This window comes from Nocardiopsis endophytica (genome assembly GCF_027706725.1).
Classification (GTDB): domain Bacteria; phylum Actinomycetota; class Actinomycetes; order Streptosporangiales; family Streptosporangiaceae; genus Nocardiopsis_A; species Nocardiopsis_A endophytica.
The window spans coordinates 1-18,098 of the sequence record NZ_JAQFWQ010000051.1; the positions used below are offsets into that span (position 1 = coordinate 1).

14 protein-coding genes are annotated in these 18,098 nt (G+C 74.6%); 11 read left to right on the plus strand and 3 right to left on the minus strand.

Translation table 11 applies throughout. From position 1 onward, the window contains the following. Positions 1 to 1,158: 1,158 nt before the first annotated feature. On the minus strand, positions 1,159 to 1,704 hold the full coding sequence (locus tag O4J56_RS17605) for an NUDIX domain-containing protein (protein WP_270687044.1): 546 nt from the start codon (positions 1,702 to 1,704) through the stop codon (positions 1,159 to 1,161). Positions 1,705 to 1,811: 107 nt separating this feature from the next. Between O4J56_RS17605 and O4J56_RS17610 the strand changes: the two genes are divergently transcribed. From O4J56_RS17610 to tsaD, 6 genes are all read left to right on the plus strand, one after another. Further along, entirely contained in the window at positions 1,812 to 3,977 is a 2,166-nt protein-coding gene (locus O4J56_RS17610; RefSeq protein WP_270687045.1) for a PrsW family intramembrane metalloprotease, read from the plus strand. Between the two features lie 532 nt (positions 3,978 to 4,509). Then, entirely contained in the window at positions 4,510 to 5,640 is a 1,131-nt protein-coding gene (alr, locus tag O4J56_RS17615) for an alanine racemase (RefSeq protein ID WP_270687047.1), read from the plus strand. A 46-nt stretch (positions 5,641 to 5,686) separates the two neighbouring features. Continuing rightward, positions 5,687 to 6,139 (plus strand): tRNA (adenosine(37)-N6)-threonylcarbamoyltransferase complex ATPase subunit type 1 TsaE, encoded by a 453-nt coding sequence (gene tsaE, locus O4J56_RS17620; RefSeq protein ID WP_270687048.1) that lies wholly within the window; start codon positions 5,687 to 5,689, stop codon positions 6,137 to 6,139. A gap of 11 nt (positions 6,140 to 6,150) precedes the next feature. Then, positions 6,151 to 6,858, plus strand: coding sequence for a tRNA (adenosine(37)-N6)-threonylcarbamoyltransferase complex dimerization subunit type 1 TsaB (gene tsaB / locus O4J56_RS17625; protein ID WP_270687050.1), 708 nt, complete (start codon positions 6,151 to 6,153; stop codon positions 6,856 to 6,858). Positions 6,859 to 6,878: 20 nt separating this feature from the next. Then, positions 6,879 to 7,331 carry a ribosomal protein S18-alanine N-acetyltransferase gene (gene rimI, locus O4J56_RS17630; RefSeq protein ID WP_270687051.1) on the plus strand — a complete coding sequence of 151 codons (453 nt, stop codon included), beginning with the start codon at positions 6,879 to 6,881 and terminating at the stop codon, positions 7,329 to 7,331. Further along, the gene (gene tsaD, locus O4J56_RS17635; protein WP_270687052.1) at positions 7,328 to 8,368 is read left to right on the plus strand and encodes a tRNA (adenosine(37)-N6)-threonylcarbamoyltransferase complex transferase subunit TsaD; all 1,041 of its coding nucleotides are present in this window, start codon (positions 7,328 to 7,330) and stop codon (positions 8,366 to 8,368) included. Before rimI ends, tsaD begins: the two co-directional genes overlap by 4 nt. A 108-nt stretch (positions 8,369 to 8,476) precedes the next feature. On the opposite strand, the gene O4J56_RS17640 is transcribed toward tsaD, so the two are convergent. Continuing rightward, complete coding sequence (locus O4J56_RS17640; protein WP_270687053.1) at positions 8,477 to 10,537, minus strand: coiled-coil domain-containing protein; 2,061 nt, start codon at positions 10,535 to 10,537, stop codon at positions 8,477 to 8,479. A gap of 375 nt (positions 10,538 to 10,912) precedes the next feature. Continuing rightward, positions 10,913 to 12,196 carry a THUMP-like domain-containing protein gene (locus O4J56_RS17645; RefSeq protein ID WP_270687054.1) on the minus strand — a complete coding sequence of 428 codons (1,284 nt, stop codon included), beginning with the start codon at positions 12,194 to 12,196 and terminating at the stop codon, positions 10,913 to 10,915. A gap of 192 nt (positions 12,197 to 12,388) precedes the next feature. On the opposite strand from O4J56_RS17645, the gene groES reads away from it, so the two are divergent. The 5 genes from groES (at position 12,389) to O4J56_RS17670 (ending at position 18,005) form a co-directional block, all read left to right on the plus strand. Continuing rightward, entirely contained in the window at positions 12,389 to 12,700 is a 312-nt protein-coding gene (groES, locus tag O4J56_RS17650) for a co-chaperone GroES (protein WP_184392486.1), read from the plus strand. 107 nt (positions 12,701 to 12,807) lie between these two features. Further along, entirely contained in the window at positions 12,808 to 14,424 is a 1,617-nt protein-coding gene (gene groL / locus O4J56_RS17655; RefSeq protein ID WP_270687056.1) for a chaperonin GroEL, read from the plus strand. Positions 14,425 to 14,564: 140 nt separating this feature from the next. Further along, entirely contained in the window at positions 14,565 to 15,191 is a 627-nt protein-coding gene (locus O4J56_RS17660; protein WP_270687058.1) for a sigma-70 family RNA polymerase sigma factor, read from the plus strand. A 175-nt stretch (positions 15,192 to 15,366) separates the two neighbouring features. Next, entirely contained in the window at positions 15,367 to 16,860 is a 1,494-nt protein-coding gene (gene guaB / locus O4J56_RS17665) for an IMP dehydrogenase (RefSeq protein WP_270687059.1), read from the plus strand. Between the two features lie 38 nt (positions 16,861 to 16,898). After that, positions 16,899 to 18,005 (plus strand): GuaB3 family IMP dehydrogenase-related protein, encoded by a 1,107-nt coding sequence (locus tag O4J56_RS17670; RefSeq protein ID WP_270687083.1) that lies wholly within the window; start codon positions 16,899 to 16,901, stop codon positions 18,003 to 18,005. The last annotated feature ends 93 nt before the right edge of the window (positions 18,006 to 18,098 follow it).

Here is an 18,098-nt window from a genome sequence, read left to right on the forward strand (position 1 = left end):
CCGGTTTTAGCGTCGTTTCTCCCGAGATCATCGCGGGGGCAGCGGTGCGGGGCGCATTGGTGTTGATCTCGGGGAAGTCGGGGTTATCGTGTCCGTTTTAACCCCGGGTTCCCCGAGATCATCGCGGGGAGGGCCGCCTGGGCGGTGCATACCGGGCATATCGGGCGGCGGGAGAGGGGTCCGGGCATCCTGTGTCGTGGAATCGACGCTTTTTGACTGATCAGGCGTCGGTTTTACGACCCAGGATGGCCCCGGGGTGTCCGAGGCGCCCGTAAGGCGGGTTCCGGGCGAGCCCATACCGGCCCGGCGCCTGGTTTGTCCGGTTCCAAGGGTGCCGGACCCCCTCCCGCACCCTGTTCGACACTCGGACCGGCCTCGCGGGCGGCGCGGGTGCGCGGCCATCGCGGTACCAGAACGGGATTCGGTTCCAGAGGGCCCCTAAACGGCGCACCGGGGCCGTTTGCTGGGCCCGGTGTCACCGGGTGTAGCCGATATCGGCCCATCGTGGCCCGTGGGTGCGTGGCCGGAGCAGGTGGGCTGCCGTGCCGACGCCCCGGGCGGCGATCCGGGCCGCCCGAACAGGCACGAACCGGGCATCCTGTTCCCGAATCCCGTTCTGGTACCGCTGTGTTCGTCGCCGCGGGGTCCTGGCGGGTGTCGCGGAGGGCGTTTCCAGCCCCTCCGCGCCCTTAACGCGGAGTGTTCGTGCAGGTCATGGACTTGCCGGGGTTTGCCGGGCGGGACCGGCGGCCGCCACGGGCGACGGAGAGCGCGAACCCTGCCCGCCGCACCGCCTACCTCAACCGCGAGAGGCCTGCTGGACGGCAGGCGGGGCCGGGGAACCGCCGAGTTCTGGCCGTTGCCGCCCATCACGGTGACCGCGCACACGCCGGACGGCCGACAGTGCTGCTGGAAGGGGCGCCGGCCTCTCCTCGTTGCCGCCGACCGCCTCGCACCCCGGCGGGCCGCCGCTCGGGTGGGGTCCGTGAGTGGGGTACCAGCTCAGCCGCCCGGCCTCCCGGACCACCAGCGACCAGACGGACGGCAGGTGGGGCCGGGGAACCGCCCAGTTCTGGCCGTCGCCGCCCTTCACCTCACACCCCGCTGACCCGCCGCTCGGCTGGGGCCCGGAGCGGGGTACCTGCGGAGTCGGCCGTGTCAGGGCGAGCCATTCGCCCCGTTCGCTAGGCCCAGGGCGTGGGCGGCGGTGATGCCCTTGCGGACGATGTCCGCGATGAAGTAGTCGCCCGGGTCGCGGTCGTCGTGGAGGAGGTCCTCCCGCCCCTGCTCCACCCACATGAACTCGGTGTGCTTGCCCTCCTCCAGGCGGGGTGCGGACAGGTCGCCGTCGACGCGGACGAGGTAGTCGACCTCGTGCCGCTCCACGCCGTCGTCCGGGGTCCACACCAGGCGGTACAGCTCCGCCTCGACCGAGCGCAGGCGCCACCCCGTCTCCTCGGCGATCTCGCGGGCCAGCGCCCGCGGCGCCGTCTCGCCCGGCTCCACGTGCCCGCCCACCACGTCCCAGCAGTTCGGGAACGCCTTCCGGTCGGGGGAGCGGCGCTGGGCGAAGGCCCTCCCGCGCCCGTCCACCACCACGGCGCCGACCACCCACCGGCGGCCGTCCCCGGTGTCCGGGAAGACGATCCCCTCCCGCACCGCGACGCCGCCCGACCCTGTACCGTCCGTGTCCGTGCCGTCCATGGACGCGACCGTACCCGCCGCCCGAGCCTTCCGGCGGCGGAGGGGGCCGCGATAGCGTGGGCGCCCCTGACGCGTAGGCCACCCCCCGAGCCGGCACGAGGGAGACGATGGACGTCCAGCCCATGCTCACCCGCGACCTGGTCCTGCGCGTGTGCGCCAACTCCACCGAGTTCGACACCGCGTGGACCGACGACGAGCGCAAGGTCGTCGCCCCCTTCCTGGCGCCCCGCGACACCGCCCTCATCGACGCGGTCGTGCGCGGCGCGGCCGCCATGGGGGTGGAGCGGCTCCTGGTCTGCCGCACCCGCGCCGAGCACGCCTACGAGCCGGTCACCGACGCCCCCGCCACCACCGCCGGCATCGTGGAGGTCGTCCGCGGGTGGGGCGAGGAGCCCACCGACCTGCTCCTGGCCGTGGAGGACCTGTCGGCGGCCGTGCTGGTCACCGCCGACGAGCTGACCGTCGCGGCCGGGCCCGACGCCTTCGTCCGCGCGGTGGTGGGCACCGACGTCCCCGGGGTGCGCGCCGGGTTCGCCGAGGAGGCCCAGGACCGGCGCGACCCCGAGCTGATGCGGTCGGCCACGCGGTACGGGTGCCTGGAGCCCGGCGGCAGGCACGCCCGCACCTCCCGCGCCCCCGGCCCCGACCTCGCCGAGTCGCTGGCCGAGCGCGGGCGGTCGCTGCGCGAGAACGCCCCCGGCGCCGCCCGCGCGCTCCGCGCGGTGCGCGGCGCCCTGTGCTGGGCGCTGCTCATCGTGCTCGGGATCGCCGCCGCGTTCGCCCCCGGCGTGTCCGCCGCCGTCCCGGCCGCCTTCGGCATGCTGTGGCTGCTGGTGCAGCTCACGGTGCCCGCCCGGTCCCGCACGGTCGGCTTCGGCACCCTGGTGCGGATGGTGCCGCTGGGCGCGCTGATGCTGTGGCCGATCGCGTTCGTCCAGCAGACGATCGGCGGCGCACTCGGCCCGGAGGCGATGGACGCCGGGGCCGGCGTCTACGTGGCCGTCTACACCGAGGAGATCGGCAAGCTGGTGCCGCTGCTGGTGCTGTGGCCGGTCGCGCGCCGCCGACTCCGCCGCCTGGCCGCCGTCGACTACCTCCTGCTCGGCGCCGCCTCCGGCGCCGGGTTCCACCTGGCCGAGCAGGGCCTTGCGGCGCTGGCCAGCCGCGGCTCGGTCGTCGCGGGCGCCGAGCACGGGCTGTTCACGCTGCTGCCCGGGTGGACCCAGATCGTCCCGGACGGCCCCGTCTTCCCCGGGCACGCGGTGCTGACCGCGCTGATCGCCGGGGCGTTCGGGCTGGCCGCGGTCGGCCGCCACTACCACGGGGCGTGGATGTGGGCGCTGCCGGTGCTGGCGGCGGGTACCGCCGTCGTCGTCCACACCCGCTACAACGCCGCCGCGGAGGGGCTGGCCGTCGACCCCGTCGGGCTCTTCCTGGCCGCGCTGACCGGCGACGGCGCGCTCGTGAGGTGGATGCTCCTCGCGGTGCTGGCCGCCGCCGTCCTCCTCGACCACCGGCTGATGCGGCCCACCGCCGACACGACGCCCCCGCTTCCTGGCGACGAACCGCTCGCCGGGCTGACCCGTGCCGCCCGCGGGCGGCAGGTGCGGGCACGGGTCCGCGTTCCGGGCGACATCGCGCCGGTGTTCCGCCGGGCGGCGCTGGCCGCCATCCGCGTGCCGGTGACGCTGGCGACCGGTGTGGCGGCGATGGCCCACGAACTGGAGGTGCAGGGGCGTGCGGCCCGGATGGGCCCGTCCGCGCTCTTCGACTCCTGGCGCTTCCTGCGCCACCGCCGCGCCCACGCGATGGGCGCCGCCAGGGCGGCGGGGCGCCCGTGGCGCCGGTACCCCTCGCACGCCCGGCTGGACGCGGCCCGGCGCCGCCTGGAGACGGGCGCGCCTGCGGCCGGCGCCGCGGCGGTCGTCGGGGCCGCGGCCGCGGCGGCCGCCGCCGTGCCCGCGCCGTCCCCGCTCGCCGTGGAATCGCAGGGGGCGGCGTACGCGCTGCCGGTGCTCCAGGCGGCGCTCGACACCCTGGCCGACGGGCCGGGCGCGGAGACGGTCTGGGCCCTCATCGGGGCCGCGGCGATCCTGGCTCTTGCCGTGGGCGGGTGGTCGGTCCCGTGGTCGCCCCCCGCGGCGCGGACACTGCTGCGCAGCCCGGGCAGGGCGGCCATGGAGATCCTGGGCATGGCGGCGCCGGGGCAGCTTCCCTACGCGGCGGCCGGGCTGGCGTGCCTGCTGGTCGCGCGCCGTCCCGAGCGGCAGTGAGGAGCGGCACGAGCCGTCCGAACCGGTCGTGTCCTGCCGAGTGGTGTGACTGATTTCGAATCTGCATCGCCATGAGCACCAAACGGCTGGTCAGCACGTGCGCTCATGTCCGATCAGCATCAGAAGGCCACACCACTCCAGCGGACGTGACCTCCGCACCCGGCGGGGGCGGGCGGCCGGAGGCGCCGCCTCGACGACGGGTCGTGCCTGTGCCAGGGGCGTCACCGGTAGGCCGACCGGGAGGGATGCCACCATCCCGCGGACACTGTCGGCGAATCCGTGCGGGTGCGTGTTCCAGGTCGTGACCCGGACGGGCGACGGCGGGCCGCGCAAGGGGCCGATGCCGGGCGCACGGCCTGTCCGAGCGCGCCCGGTCAGACGAGAATCGCCAACAGTGTCCTCCGAGGGACACGACCCACCATCGCGGGGAGGACGGGCGAACCGTTCCGTGTCCCGCCGTGGGCACGGACTCCCGCCACCGTCCCCCGCCGATGTGACGCGGGCGGTTTCCCCAGCGTGCAAAACTGAATCCATGCCACCGAACTCCGCCGAAGCCCGCGTCGACCTGGGCGCCATCGCCGAGAACACCGCGCTGCTGGCCCGCCGGGCGGGCGGCGCCGAGGTGATGGGCGTCGTCAAGGCCGACGGGTACGGGCACGGCATGCTCCCCGCCGCCCGCGCCGTGCTCGCGGGCGGCGCCACCTGGCTGGGCACCGCGTTCGTCGAGGAGGCCCTGGAGCTGCGCGCCGCCGGGATCACCGCGCCCACCGTGGCCTGGATCCTCCCGCCCGGCGCCCCGCTCGGCGCGGCCGTCGCCGCCGGCATCGAGCTCGGCGTGTCCGCCGGGCACGTGCTCGACGACGTGGTCCGCGCCGCCCGCGCCGAGGGCCGCCCCGCGCGGGTGCACCTCAAGGCCGACACCGGGCTCAACCGGGGCGGCGTCACCGCCGACGACTGGCCCGCCCTCACCGCCGCGGCCGCCGCCGCCGAGGCCTCCGGCGAGATCGAGGTCACCGGTGTCTTCTCGCACTTCGCGTGCGCCGACGAGCCGGGCCACCCGTCCATCGCCGGGCAGATCTCCGCCTTCGCCCAGGCGCTGGAGATCGCCGAGAAGGCCGGGCTGCGCCCCCGCGTGCGCCACTTCGCGAACTCGGCCGCCACCCTCACCCTCCCCGAGACCCACTACGACCTGGTGCGCCCCGGCATCGCCTCCTACGGCCTGTGCCCGATCCCCGGCATGGACGTGCCCGGCCTGCGCCCGGCGATGACGATGCGCGCCCGCCTCGCCCTGGTCAAGCGGGTCCCCGCGGGCAGCGGGGTCTCCTACGGCCACCGCTACACCACCGCCGCCCCCGCCAACCTCGCGCTGGTGCCGGTCGGCTACGGCGACGGGGTGCCCCGGGCCGCCACCAACACCGCCGAGGTGCTGGTCGCCGGGCGCCGCCGCACCATCTCCGGGACGGTCTGCATGGACCAGTTCGTCGTGGACCTGGGCGACGACACCGCCGAGCCCGGCGAGTGGGCGGTGCTCTTCGGCGACCCCGCGCGGGGCGAGCCGAGCGCCCAGGACTGGGCGCGCCTCCTCGGCACCATCCCCTACGAGATCGTCACCCGGGTGGGGCCGCGGGTCGCCCGCGCCTACACCGGCCCCGGGGCGCCCTGAACCGTTCCGGTCCCAGAGCGCGTGCGGGCCGCCTACCCTGGTACCCGTGAAGCAGACCGACGTGATCCCGACCGACGCCGCCATGCGCGACCTGGGCGTGCGCCTGGCCGCCGTGCTCGCCGCGGGCGACCTGGTCATCATGTCCGGGCCGCTGGGGGCGGGCAAGACCACCCTCACCCAGGGCCTCGCCGAGGGCATGAAGGTCCGCGGCCCCATCACCTCGCCGACCTTCGTGATCTCGCGCATCCACCCCCCGCTCGCGGGCGGCCCGTCCCTGGTGCACGTGGACGCCTACCGCCTGTCCGGCGCCGACGAGCTCGACGACATCGACCTGGACATGACCCTGCCCGACGCGGTCACGGTCGTGGAGTGGGGCGAGGGCGTGGCCGAGGGCCTGAGCGACGAGCGCCTGGAGGTGGCCATCGACCGCCGCCCCGACGACACCCGCGAGGTGCGCCTGACCGGCATCGGCGCCCGCTGGGACGGCGTGCGGCTGTAGGCTGGTCGACCGTGCTGCTCCTGGCTTTCGACACCGCGACCCCGGCCGTCACGGCCGCGGTCTGCCATGCCCCCGGGGACGGGGGGCCGGACACCGTCCGCACCGTGGCCGCCTCCTCGTCGGTGGACGCACGCCGGCACGGCGAGCTGCTCGCCCCGGCGATCCGGGACGTCGTGGCCGAGGCCGGCGCCCGGCTGGGCGACATCGCCCGCATCGCCGTGGGCGTGGGCCCCGGCCCCTACACCGGGCTGCGGGTCGGCCTGGCCACCGCGCTCTCCCTGGCCGACGCCCTGGGGGTGCCCTGCCACGGGATACCCACCCTGGACGCGATCGCCTACGCCTCCGGGCGCACCGGGCCGTTCATCGCCGCCAGCGACGCCCGCCGCAAGGAGGTGTTCTGGGCCCGGTACGCCGACGCCTCCACCCGCACCGGGGAGATCGCCGTGGACCGCCCCGCCGAGGTGGACACCGGCGGCCTGCCGGTGATCGGCCACGGCGCGGCCATGTACCCCGACGCCCTGGGCGGCGGGGGCGCGGACGCCGCCGGCGACCCCTCGGCCTTCGAGCCGCTCCACCCCTCGGCCTCGGCCCTGGGCGAACTGGCCCTGCGCCGCCTGCTCGCCGGGGAGGAGCTCGATGCGCCCCGGCCGCTGTACCTGCGCCGCCCCGACGCCGTCGAGCCGTCCGGGCCGAAGAGGGTGGGCCAGTGGAAGGCGTGAGCGGCGTCCGCATCCGCCGCATGGCGAACGAGGACGTCGCCCCGGTCATGGTGCTGGAGCGGGCCCTGTTCCCCAAGGACGCCTGGACCGAGGACATGCTCCGGGGTGAGCTGGCCGAGCCCACCCGGCACTACTACGTCGCCGACCTCGGCGGCGAGCTGCTCGGCTACGCGGGCCTGCGCGCGGTGCCGCCCGAGGGCGACGTGCAGACCATCGCGGTGCGCGCCGACGCCCAGGGCCACGGCCTGGGGGCGCGCCTGCTGACGACCCTGCTCGCCGAGGCGCAGGAGCGGGGCGTCACCGAGATGTTCCTGGAAGTGCGCTCGGACAACCCGCGCGCGCGTGAGCTCTACCGCCGCTTCGGCTTCGGCGAGATCGGGGTGCGCCGCAAGTACTACCGGGACGCCGACGCGATCGTGATGCGCCGCTCGGCGACGCCGGCGGAGCGGTCGGGCGAGGAGAGGATCCGATGAGCCGAGACGACCTCCCCCTGGTGCTGGGCATCGAGACGTCGTGCGACGAGACCGGGGTGGGCCTGGTGCGCGGCTGCACGCTGCTGGGCGAGGACGTCGCCTCCAGCGTGGAGCAGCACGTCCGCTTCGGCGGCGTCGTGCCGGAGGTGGCCAGCCGCGCGCACCTGGAGGCGATGGTGCCCACGGTGCGCCGCGCCCTGGACAAGGCCGGGGCGGCGCCCTCCGACGTGGACGCGGTGGCGGTCACCGCGGGCCCGGGCCTGGCCGGGGCCCTGCTGGTGGGGGTGTCGGCGGCCAAGGCCTACGCGATGGCGCTGGACGTGCCGCTGTACGGGGTGAACCACCTGGTCGGCCACGTGGCGGTGGACCAGCTGGAGCACGGGCCGCTGCCCAAGCCCGCGGTGGCGCTGCTGGTGTCCGGCGGCCACACGTCGCTGCTGCTGGTGGAGGACCTGGCGACGCGGGTGCGGTCGCTGGGCGACACGGTGGACGACGCCGCCGGCGAGGCCTACGACAAGGTGGCCCGCCTGATCGGGCTGCCCTACCCGGGCGGCCCGCCGATCGACCGCGCCGCCCGCGAGGGCGACCCGGGCGCGATCCGCTTCCCGCGCGGCAAGTGGGGCGACGGCACCTACGACTTCTCCTTCTCGGGGCTGAAGACGGCGGTGGCCCGCTGGGTCGAGGACGCCGGGCGCACCGGGGAGGACCTTCCGGTGCCCGACATCGCCGCGGGCTTCCAGGAGTCGGTCGTGGACGTGCTGACCCGCAAGGCCGTCGACGCCTGCGTGGACAACGGCGTGGAGCACCTGGTGATCAGCGGCGGCGTGGCGGCGAACTCGCGGCTGCGCGCGCTGGCCGAGGAGCGCTGCGCCAAGGCCGGGGTGGAACTGCGCGTGCCGCGCCCGAAGCTGTGCACCGACAACGGCGCGATGATCGGGGCCCTGGGGGCCGAGGTGGTGGCCGCCGGGCTGCCCCCGTCCCGCCTGGACCTGGCCACCGACACCTCGCTTCCGGTGACCATGCCCCTGGCCCCCTGACCCGCGCGCCCCTCCGCGTCGCCGACCGCAACGACAAGGGGGCGGGCCGATGGCCCGCCCCCTTCGTGCATCCCGCGCGGTGCCGCCCGGCTGCCCGGTCACCCGGCGTTACTCGTCGTCGTCATCGTCCTCGTCGCGGCGGCGCCTCTTGCGGCCGTCCTTGCCGCCCGGGCGCAGCAGCGCCTCGGCCAGGGCCAGCATCGTCTCCTCCAGCGCCGCCAGCCGCTTGGTGACGTCGTCGTGCGAGGTCTCCACGGCCTCGCTGAGCGCCTCCTCGAACTCGTGGCGGTCCGGGCGGGCCTGGACGTCCTTGGCGATCGGGGCCAGCGCGCCGGTCAGCGCCTTCTCCAGCGCGTCCAGGCGGTCGCCGTGGTCGACCACCGGCCGCTCCACCAGCTCGGTCAGCCGCCGGTGCAGCTCGGAGACCTCCATCACCGACGGCAGCTGCGACAGCCGCTGGTTGAGCGCCTCCAGCCGGTCGTCCACCGCCTCCAGGCGCCCGTCCACACCGTCGATCTGCCCGTCGACGCCGTCCAGGTGGCCGTTGACCCCCTCGAACTTGCCCTCGACCCCGCCGAGGCGCCCCTCGATGCCCTCCAGGCGCCCGTTGACCCCGTCGAAGCTGCCCTCGAAGTGCCCCTCGAAGGTGTCGAACCGGTCGCTGAGCCGCCCGAGACCGGTGTCGAACCGGCCGCCGACCGCCTCCAGGTGCCCGTCGATGCGCTCGCCCACCGCCGCCCGGTGCTCCTCGGTCCGGGCGGTGAGCGTGCCGATGCCCTCCTCCAGCGCGGCCTTGAGGGACTCCAGCTCGGCCGCGGCGGCCGCCCGGTCCTCCTCGGCCTGCGAGCGCAGGGTGCGCGCGGTCTCCTCCAGCCGCTCGGCCAGGTGCTCGCGGTACTGGTCGTCGCGCTCGCGCAGCTCCGAGCGGTGCAGTTCGAGCTGCTCGTGCAGCTCGCCGAGGCGCTCGCGCACGTGGGTGCGCAGCTCGCCCAGCCGCTCCTCGGTGGAGGCGGCCAGCTTGCCCAGCGCGCCGGACACGTCGGCCACCGCCGCCGTCGCCTCGGCGTGGTTCTCCTCGTTCTGGGTGGTGAGCTTGGCCGCGGCCGTGGTGAGCTCAGTGGTGAGCGCCTCGCGCTGGTCGTTCAGCGCGGAGGTGAGGGCCTCGCGGTCCTCGGCGGCGCGGGCCTCGGAGGCCTCGCGCTGCTCGCGGAGCGCGGTGGTCAGCGCCTCGTGGTTCTCGGTGGCGCGCGTCTCCAGCGATTCCCGCTGCTCGCGGAGAGCCGTGGTCAGTGCCTCGTGGTTCTCCCCGACGCGCGTCTCCAGGGATTCGCGCTGCTCCTGGAGCGCGGTGGTGACGGCCTCGTGGTTCTCCGAGACCCGGGTCTGGAGCGCCTCGTGCTGCTCGCGGAGGGTGGAGGTGAGCGCCTCGTGGTTCTCGGTGGCGCGGGTCTCCAGGGATTCACGCTGTTCCTGGAGGGTCGAGGTGAGCGCCTCGTGGTTCTCGGCGGCGCGGGTCTCCAGGGATTCGCGCTGCTCCTGGAGTGCGGTGGTGACGGCCTCGTGGTTCTCCGAGACCCGGGACTCCAGCGCGTCGTGCCGCTCGGCCAGGGCCGTGGTCAGCTCCTCGGCGCGCGTCCGCTCGGCCTCCGCCAGCGACCCCAGCGCCGACTCCAGCGACGCGACCCGCTCGGCCAGCTCGGCGACGCGCTCGTCGACCCCGGCGCCGACCTCGTCCAGGCGGGTGCGGGTGCGGGCCTGGTCGTCGGAGAGCTCCTTGATCCGGTCCAGCGCGGTGGTGACGTGGTCGGCCACCCCGCGCACGTCGGCCCGCAGCGCCGGGATCTCGGCGAGCGGCTTGACCCGCTGGCCGACCATCTCGATGTGCTCGGCCAGGGTCTCGGCCCACTCCGGCGGGCGCGCGCCCAGCTCGTCGACCTTGCCCTGGACGGCGGCGACCGCCTCGGCCAGCGTGGTGAACTCGCGCTCACGGAACTCGCGCAGGAGCCATTCCATGCCCTCCAGGCGCTGGCGCATCTCCTCGGTGACGGCCCCCTGGGACTTCTGCTCGGAGACCTGCTCCTGGGCGGCCCGGGACAGCAGGTCCCGCATCCGGTCGGAGATGCCGGTCTGACCTCCCCCGTTGAGGAAGTTGTGGCTGCTCTGTTCCACCGAGGCGCTCCTTATGTGCTCTGAAGAGGGCCCCCGGCCCGGACGGAAGGGACGGGGGTGGGAGAAGTCGGGACGTCGGCGCGGGGGCGGCGGGGCGCATCACCCAGCGCCAGTGGTCGAACGCGTGCGGTGACCGTCGCGGGCGCGGCGGCCTGCCGGGGCGCACCGGGCCCGCGGGCCGCCGCCGGACGCATCCACCGAAAGGGAGACGCCGACCGCGCGGGCCAGTTTAACGACATGGGCCTCGCTCGCCGCGGTCGAGTACCGAAGATCGCTTCCCTCCTGGAAGATCCACACTGCAACGCTAGTACCGGAATCACCGGGAGTCATCGCCGTTCCACGGAATTCCCGGAAAGCGAATTTCGTCCCTTTTGTTCATGAGGCGGCGCTGACCTCGGAACACAGCAGGCAGAACGGCTTCTCGCCGATCCGGGTGAGCACGACCACCACGGATCCGGGCCCCGAGGGGCGGAGGTCGCGGCGGAGCCGCTCCACGTCCACGGCCGATCCGCGTTTCTTAATCGTTACGGTCCCCGCCCCCCGGGCGCGCACCGCGGCGCGCAGCCGCTTCAGCGAGAACGGCATCGCCTCGTGCACTTCATAGGCGCGGCAGAACGGCGTCTCCACGTGTTCATCGGAGGCGATGTAGGCGATCCTGGGGTCCAGCAGCGATCCGCCGACCCGTTCGGCCGCCTCGGCCACCAGGTGCGCCCGCACCACCGCCCCGTCCGGCTCGTACAGGTACCGGCCCACCCCGCCGACCGGGGCCTGGGCCTCCTCCGCCCCGCCGGCCAGGGTGTCGGCGCGGCCGCCGCGCAGCAGGGTCGCCCGCCGCGCCGCCCCGTCGGCCGCCCCGCCGAACCACAGGGCGGCCTCCTTCACGTCGCCGCCGACCGACACCCACTCGGCCGACACCCCCTCCGGGATCCGCTCATAGGGCAGCCCGGGCGCGGCCTTGACGCAGGCCGCCGGGGCCGCCGACGCGATCCTCTCCACCGTGTCCCACGCGGGGGAGTAGGCGTCGGGGTCGAACACCCGCCCCCGCCTGCCGCGCCGTGCGGGATCGCAGAAGACCGCGTCCGTCCCCGGGGCGGGCTCCCAGTCCGGGCCCACCGTGCCCACGCGGGCGCGCGCCCGGCCGTCCACGCCCAGCGCCGCGAAGTTGGCGGCGGCCACCGCGGCCGTCTCCGGGTCGGCGTCCACCGCGTCCACCCGCAGCCCGGCTTCGGCCAGCGCCGCCGCGTCCGCCCCGATGCCGCAGCACAGGTCGGCCACCTGCGCTCCGGGGCCGAGCACCGAGGCGAACCGGGCGGCCCGGTGCCGCGCCACCTCGGCCCGGGTGGCCTGCTCCAGGCCGTTGGGGGTGAAGAACATGCGGTCGGCGCGCGCGCCGAACTTCTCGCGCGCGCGTGCGCGGAGGCGCGCCTGGGTCAGCGCCGCGGCGGCGGCGTCGGCGGGGGAGTGCCCGGCCGGCCCGCCCGCGTGCTCTGCGGCGAGCTCCTCGGCGAACGCGCGCAGCCGGGTGGCGGCCCGCAGCGCGTCGGCGCCCGCCTCCTCCCGGGCGGCCCGCTCCAGCAGCCGCTCACCCACCGGTGTGAGCAGGGCGGCCAGCGCCCCCGGCGCCGCTCCGCCCTGCTCACCAGGCCCTGTCCCGGACAATGCTTTCCCCCTGTGACCAGTTGTTTGACGCGCCCGAGAGGCCGGGCTAATGTTCGGTACTGGCACTCTCGACGGTAGAGTGCTAACCGCGACGAGGCCGGTCTGGCACCCGCGACGGCAGGCCGCCGTGGTCGCCCCTTTTGACAAGAATGCCGTCCCGCATCATCGAACCTGAAGGGGGAGGTCACACCCGTGTCGACCGCCACCAAGACCGTCCTGAAGCCGCTTGAGGACCGCGTCGTCGTCAAGACCCTCGAGGCCGAGCAGACCACCGCCTCCGGCCTGGTCATCCCGGACACCGCCAAGGAGAAGCCCCAGGAGGGCGAGGTCCTGGCCGTGGGCCCGGGCCGCTGGGACGAGGACGGCGACAAGCGCATCCCGCTGGATGTCAAGGTCGGCGACGTCGTTCTGTACAGCAAGTACGGCGGCACCGAGGTCAAGTACGACAACGAGGAGTACCTCGTCCTCTCCGCCCGCGACCTGCTCGCGGTCGTCGAGAAGTAGGACCTCCTCGCCCGCGCCCCGTGCGCGGTGCACCAGCCCCGGCCGGCCCACGCGCCGGGCGGGGCTTTCGCGCATCACCGTACTTGCACGAAAGAGGCAGCAGCACCATGCCGAAGATCCTGGAATTCGAGGAGGAGGCCCGCCGCTCCCTGGAGCGCGGCGTGGACCGCCTCGCCGACGCCGTCAAGGTGACGCTCGGCCCCAAGGGCCGCAACGTCGTCATCGACAAGAAGTTCGGCGCCCCGACCATCACCAACGACGGCGTCACCGTGGCCCGCGAGGTCGAGCTGGAGGACCCCTACGAGGACCTGGGGGCCCAGCTCGTCAAGGAGGTCGCGACCAAGACCAACGACGCCGCCGGCGACGGGACCACCACCGCCACCGTGCTGGCCCAGGCCCTGGTCAAGGAGGGGCTGCGCAGCGTCGCCGCCGGCGCCTCCCCGGTCGCGCTGAAGAAGGGCATCTCCGCCGCCGCCGAGGCCGTCTCCGCGGCCCTGGTGGAGCGGGCCCGCGAGGTCGGCGAGCGCGCCGACATCGCCTACGTGGCCACCAACTCCGCCCAGGACGCCCAGATCGGCGACCTGATCGCCGAGGCGTTCGACAAGGTGGGCAAGGACGGGGTCATCACCGTCGAGGAGTCCCCGGCCATGGGGATGGACCTGCAGTTCACCGAGGGGCTGCAGTTCGACAAGGGCTACGTCTCGCCCTACTTCGTCACCGACGGGGACCGCCAGGAGGCGGTCCTGGAGAACGCCCTGATCCTGATCCACCAGGGCAAGATCTCCAACCTCAACGACCTGCTGCCGCTGCTGGAGAAGATCGTCCAGCAGAAGAAGCCGCTGCTGATCATCGCCGAGGACATCGAGGGCGACGCGCTGGGCGCGCTGGTCCTGAACAAGATCCGCGGCGCCCTCAACGTCGCCGCGGTCAAGGCGCCCGGCTTCGGCGAGCGCCGCAAGGCGATGCTGCAGGACATCGCGGTGCTCACCGGCGGCCAGGTCATCGCCGAGGAGGTCGGCCTGACCCTGGAGAACGCCGAGATCGACGTGCTGGGCACCGCCCGCCGCATCACCGTCACCAAGGACGACACCACCGTCGTCGACGGCGGCGGCGAGCAGTCCGAGGTCGACGACCGGGTCCGCCAGATCCGCAAGGAGATCGAGGCCAGCGACTCCGACTGGGACCGCGAGAAGCTCCAGGAGCGGCTGGCCAAGCTGGCCGGCGGCGTCTCGGTGCTGCGCGTGGGCGCGGCCACCGAGGTCGAGCTCAAGGAGAAGAAGCACCGCCTGGAGGACGCGATCTCGGCCACCCGCGCCGCGATCGAGGAGGGCATCGTCCCCGGCGGCGGCGCCTCCCTGGTGCACGCCGCCGCGGCCCTGGACGGCCTGGAGCTGTCCGGCGACGAGGCCACCGGCGCCGACATCGTGCGCCGCGCCCTGCCCGAGCCGGCCCGCTGGATCGCGGTCAACGCCGGGGCCGAGGGGTACGTGGTCACCTACAAGATCGCCGAGATGGAGCCGGGGCAGGGCTTCAACGCCGCCACCGGCACCTACGGCGAGCTGATGTCGCAGGGCATCATCGACCCGGTCAAGGTCACCCGCTCGGCGGTGGAGAACGCCGCCTCCATCGCCGGCATGCTGCTCACCACCGAGGCCCTGGTGGTGGACAAGCCGGAGGAGGACGAGGGCGAGGCCGCCGGACACGGCCACGGCCACGGGCACTAGAGCCCGCTCTGCACTACCATGCGTGCCCCGGGGCCCCACCCGGGGCACGCGTGTTTTACCCGGCATTTCCGCCAAATGTGATCATTCTGTATCCGTGGTTCGTGACGTTAAGGGGCCGTGCTCGGGGCATGATTCGGAGCGTGACGGATCAACGCGCCGCCGGGGCCACGCTGGCCAGGCGCTCGGCACCCCGGCGCCCAGCGACCGATGACGCGGAGCTGGGGCGGCTGACCTCGCTCGCGGTCCAGGGGGACCACGGCGCGGTCGACTCGCTCCTACGCGAGATCCGCCCCATGGTGGTCCGGTACTGCCGGGCCCGGCTGTCCCGGGTCTCCGGGTACGCCCACTACACCGACGACGTGGCCCAGGAGGTGTGCATCGCGCTGCTGTCGGCCCTGCCCCGCTACGAGGACATGGGCCGCCCCTTCGCCGCGTTCGTCTTCGGGATCGCCGCCCACAAGGTCGCCGACGCCCTGCGCACCTCCACCCGCGCCGACGTGCCCACCGACGCGGTCCCCGACCGGCCGGACGAGGGCCCATCGCCCGAGGAGGCGGCGGTCCGCAGCGTCGAGGCCGAGCGGGCCCGGGCCCTCCTGGAAGAACTCCCCGAGCAGCAGCGGCGGCTGCTCGTCATGCGCGTGATTGCGGGACTATCGGCAGATGAGACCGGACATGTACTCGGAATGTCGGCGGGCGCGGTACGGGTTGCCCAGCACCGAGCTCTTGCTCGGCTTCGGCATGTGGCCGTGGCGAACCGCCTCTTCTGAGCGCCCCGGCCACGCGCCCCGCACCCCCGGTCCGCGCGGCTGCCGCCGCCCCTCCCGCATCCGCACCGACCGCTGGTGCCGCGCCCGGTACCCCCTCCTGTGAGCCCGTTCACGGGGTGGGCCCGTGTCCAGGGGATCTAGGATGGACACCAACGCGCGAGTGGTTGGGATATCCATGACACAGCTTTACACGGGGGAGGGCGGCAAGGTCCTTCCGCCCGGACTCACCTACGACGACGTCCTGCTGGTGCCGGCGTACTCGGACCTGCAGCCCGGCGAGGCCGACACCTCCACGCGGCTGTCCCGCGGCATCGGGCTGCGCATCCCGCTGCTCTCCGCGGCCATGGACACCGTCACCGAGGCGCGCACCGCGGTGGCCATGGCCCGCCAGGGCGGCGCGGGGGTGCTGCACCGCAACCTGTCCGGCGAGGAGCAGGCCGCCCAGGTGGACCTGGTCAAGCGCTCCGAGGCCGGGATGGTGACCGACCCGGTCACTTGCTCGCCCGACGACACGCTCGCCGACGTGGAGCGCCTCAGCGCCCACTACCGGATCTCCGGCGCCCCGGTCACCGACGCCGACGGCCGCCTGGTCGGCATCGTCACCAACCGCGACATGCGCTTCGAGCTGGACCGCAGCCGCCGCGTCCGGGACGTGATGTCCCCCATGCCGCTGGTCACCGCGCCGGTGGGGGTCGGCCGCGAGGAGGCGCTGCGCCTGCTGCGCGAGAACAAGGTGGAGAAGCTCCCGCTGGTCGACGCCGAGGGCCGGCTGCGCGGGCTGATCACCGTCAAGGACTTCATCAAGAGCGAGCAGTTCCCCGACGCCACCAAGGACGCCGACGGGCGCCTGGTGGTCGGCGCGGCCGTGGGGGTGGGCGGCGACGCCGTCGAGCGCGCCAAGCTGCTCGTCGAGGCCGGGGTGGACTTCCTGGTCGTGGACACCGCGCACGGCCACTCGGCCGGGGTGCTGGAGACCGTCGCCACCCTCAAGGGCAACGCCGACGTGGACGTGGTGGCGGGCAACGTCGCCACCCGGGACGGCGCGCAGGCGCTCATCGACGCCGGCGCCGACGGCGTCAAGGTCGGGGTGGGCCCCGGCTCCATCTGCACCACCCGCGTCGTCGCCGGCGTGGGCGCCCCCCAGGTCACCGCCGTGATGGAGGCCGCCAAGGCGGCCGGGCCGGCCGGGGTGCCGGTCATCGCCGACGGCGGCCTGCAGTACTCGGGCGACATCGCCAAGGCGGTCGTCGCCGGGGCGAGCACCGTGATGCTGGGCAGCCTGCTGGCCGGGGTCGAGGAGAGCCCGGGCGAGCTGATCTTCATCAACGGCAAGCAGTACAAGACCTACCGCGGCATGGGGTCGCTGGGCGCCATGCGCGGCCGCTCCTTCTCCAAGGACCGCTACTCCCAGGCCGAGGTCACCACCGAGGAGAAGCTCATCCCCGAGGGCGTGGAGGGCCAGGTGCCCTACCGCGGGCCGCTGGAGGCCGTCGCCCACCAGCTCGTGGGCGGGCTGCGCCAGTCCATGTGGTACGCCGGGGCGCGCACCGTCGACGAGCTGCGGGAGCACGGGCGCCTCATGCAGATCACCGCGGCCGGGCTCAAGGAGAGCCACCCGCACGACATCCAGATGACCGTCGAGGCGCCGAACTACAGCGGCCGCAAGTAGCGGCACGGATCAGCGAGGAGAGCGAAGCGTTGGCTCAGGTGGAGATCGGGCTGGGCAAGAACGGGCGCCGGGCGTACGAGCTCGACGAGATCGGGATCGTCCCCGCCCGCCGCACCCGCGACCCCGAGGAGGTGTCGATCGCCTGGCAGATCGACGCCTACCGGTTCGAGATGCCGCTGGTCGCCAGCCCCATGGACAGCGTGTCCTCGCCGCGGACCGCGGTCGCCCTGGGGCGCCACGGCGGGCTGGGCGTGCTGGACCTGGAAGGGCTGTGGACCCGGTACGAGGACCCCGAGCCGCTGCTGGCCGAGATCAGCGAGCTGGGCGACGAGGCCGCCACCGAGCGCCTGCAGGCGATCTACGCCGCGCCGATCAAGGAGGAGCTGATCGGCCGCCGGATCGAGGAGATCCGCTCGGCCGGGGTGGTCGCCGCCGCCCGGCTCTCCCCGCAGCGCACCGCCCAATACCACAAGGCGGTGCTGGACGCCGGGGTCGACCTGTTCGTCATCCGCGGCACCACGGTCTCCGCCGAGCACGTCTCGGGCCGCGCCGAGCCGCTCAACCTCAAGCAGTTCATCTACGACCTGGACGTGCCGGTGGTGGTGGGCGGCTGCGCCACCTACACCGCGGCGCTGCACCTGATGCGCACCGGCGCCGCCGGGGTGCTGGTGGGCTTCGGCGGCGGCGCCGGGCACACCACCCGGTCGGTGCTGGGCGTGGCGGTGCCGATGGCCAGCGCCGTGGGCGACGTGGCCGCCGCCCGCCGCGACTACCTCGACGAGTCCGGCGGCCGGTACGTGCACGTCATCGCCGACGGCGGGATGACCGGCAGCGGCGACATCGCCAAGGCGCTGGCGTGCGGCGCCGACGCGGTCATGGTCGGCTCCCCGCTGGCCCGCGCCGCCGAGGCCCCCGGCGGCGGCTACCACTGGGGCAGCGAGGCGCACCACGGCGAGCTGCCGCGCGGCGAGCGCGTGCGCGTGGGCACCGTCGGCGACCTGGAGGCCATCCTCAACGGCCCCGCGCACGCGGGGGACGGGTCGATGAACCTGCTCGGCGCCCTGCGCCGGACCATGGCCACCGCGGGCTACTCCGACCTGAAGGAGTTCCAGCGGGTCGAGGTCGTCGTCAACCCGCACCGGTAGCGCCGCACCGTCGCACCGCCCGCGCGCCGCCGCCGCGCCGCCTCCCCGCCCCGACGTGTCACCCGGGCCCCGTGCGGGCACCGGGTTAGCCTG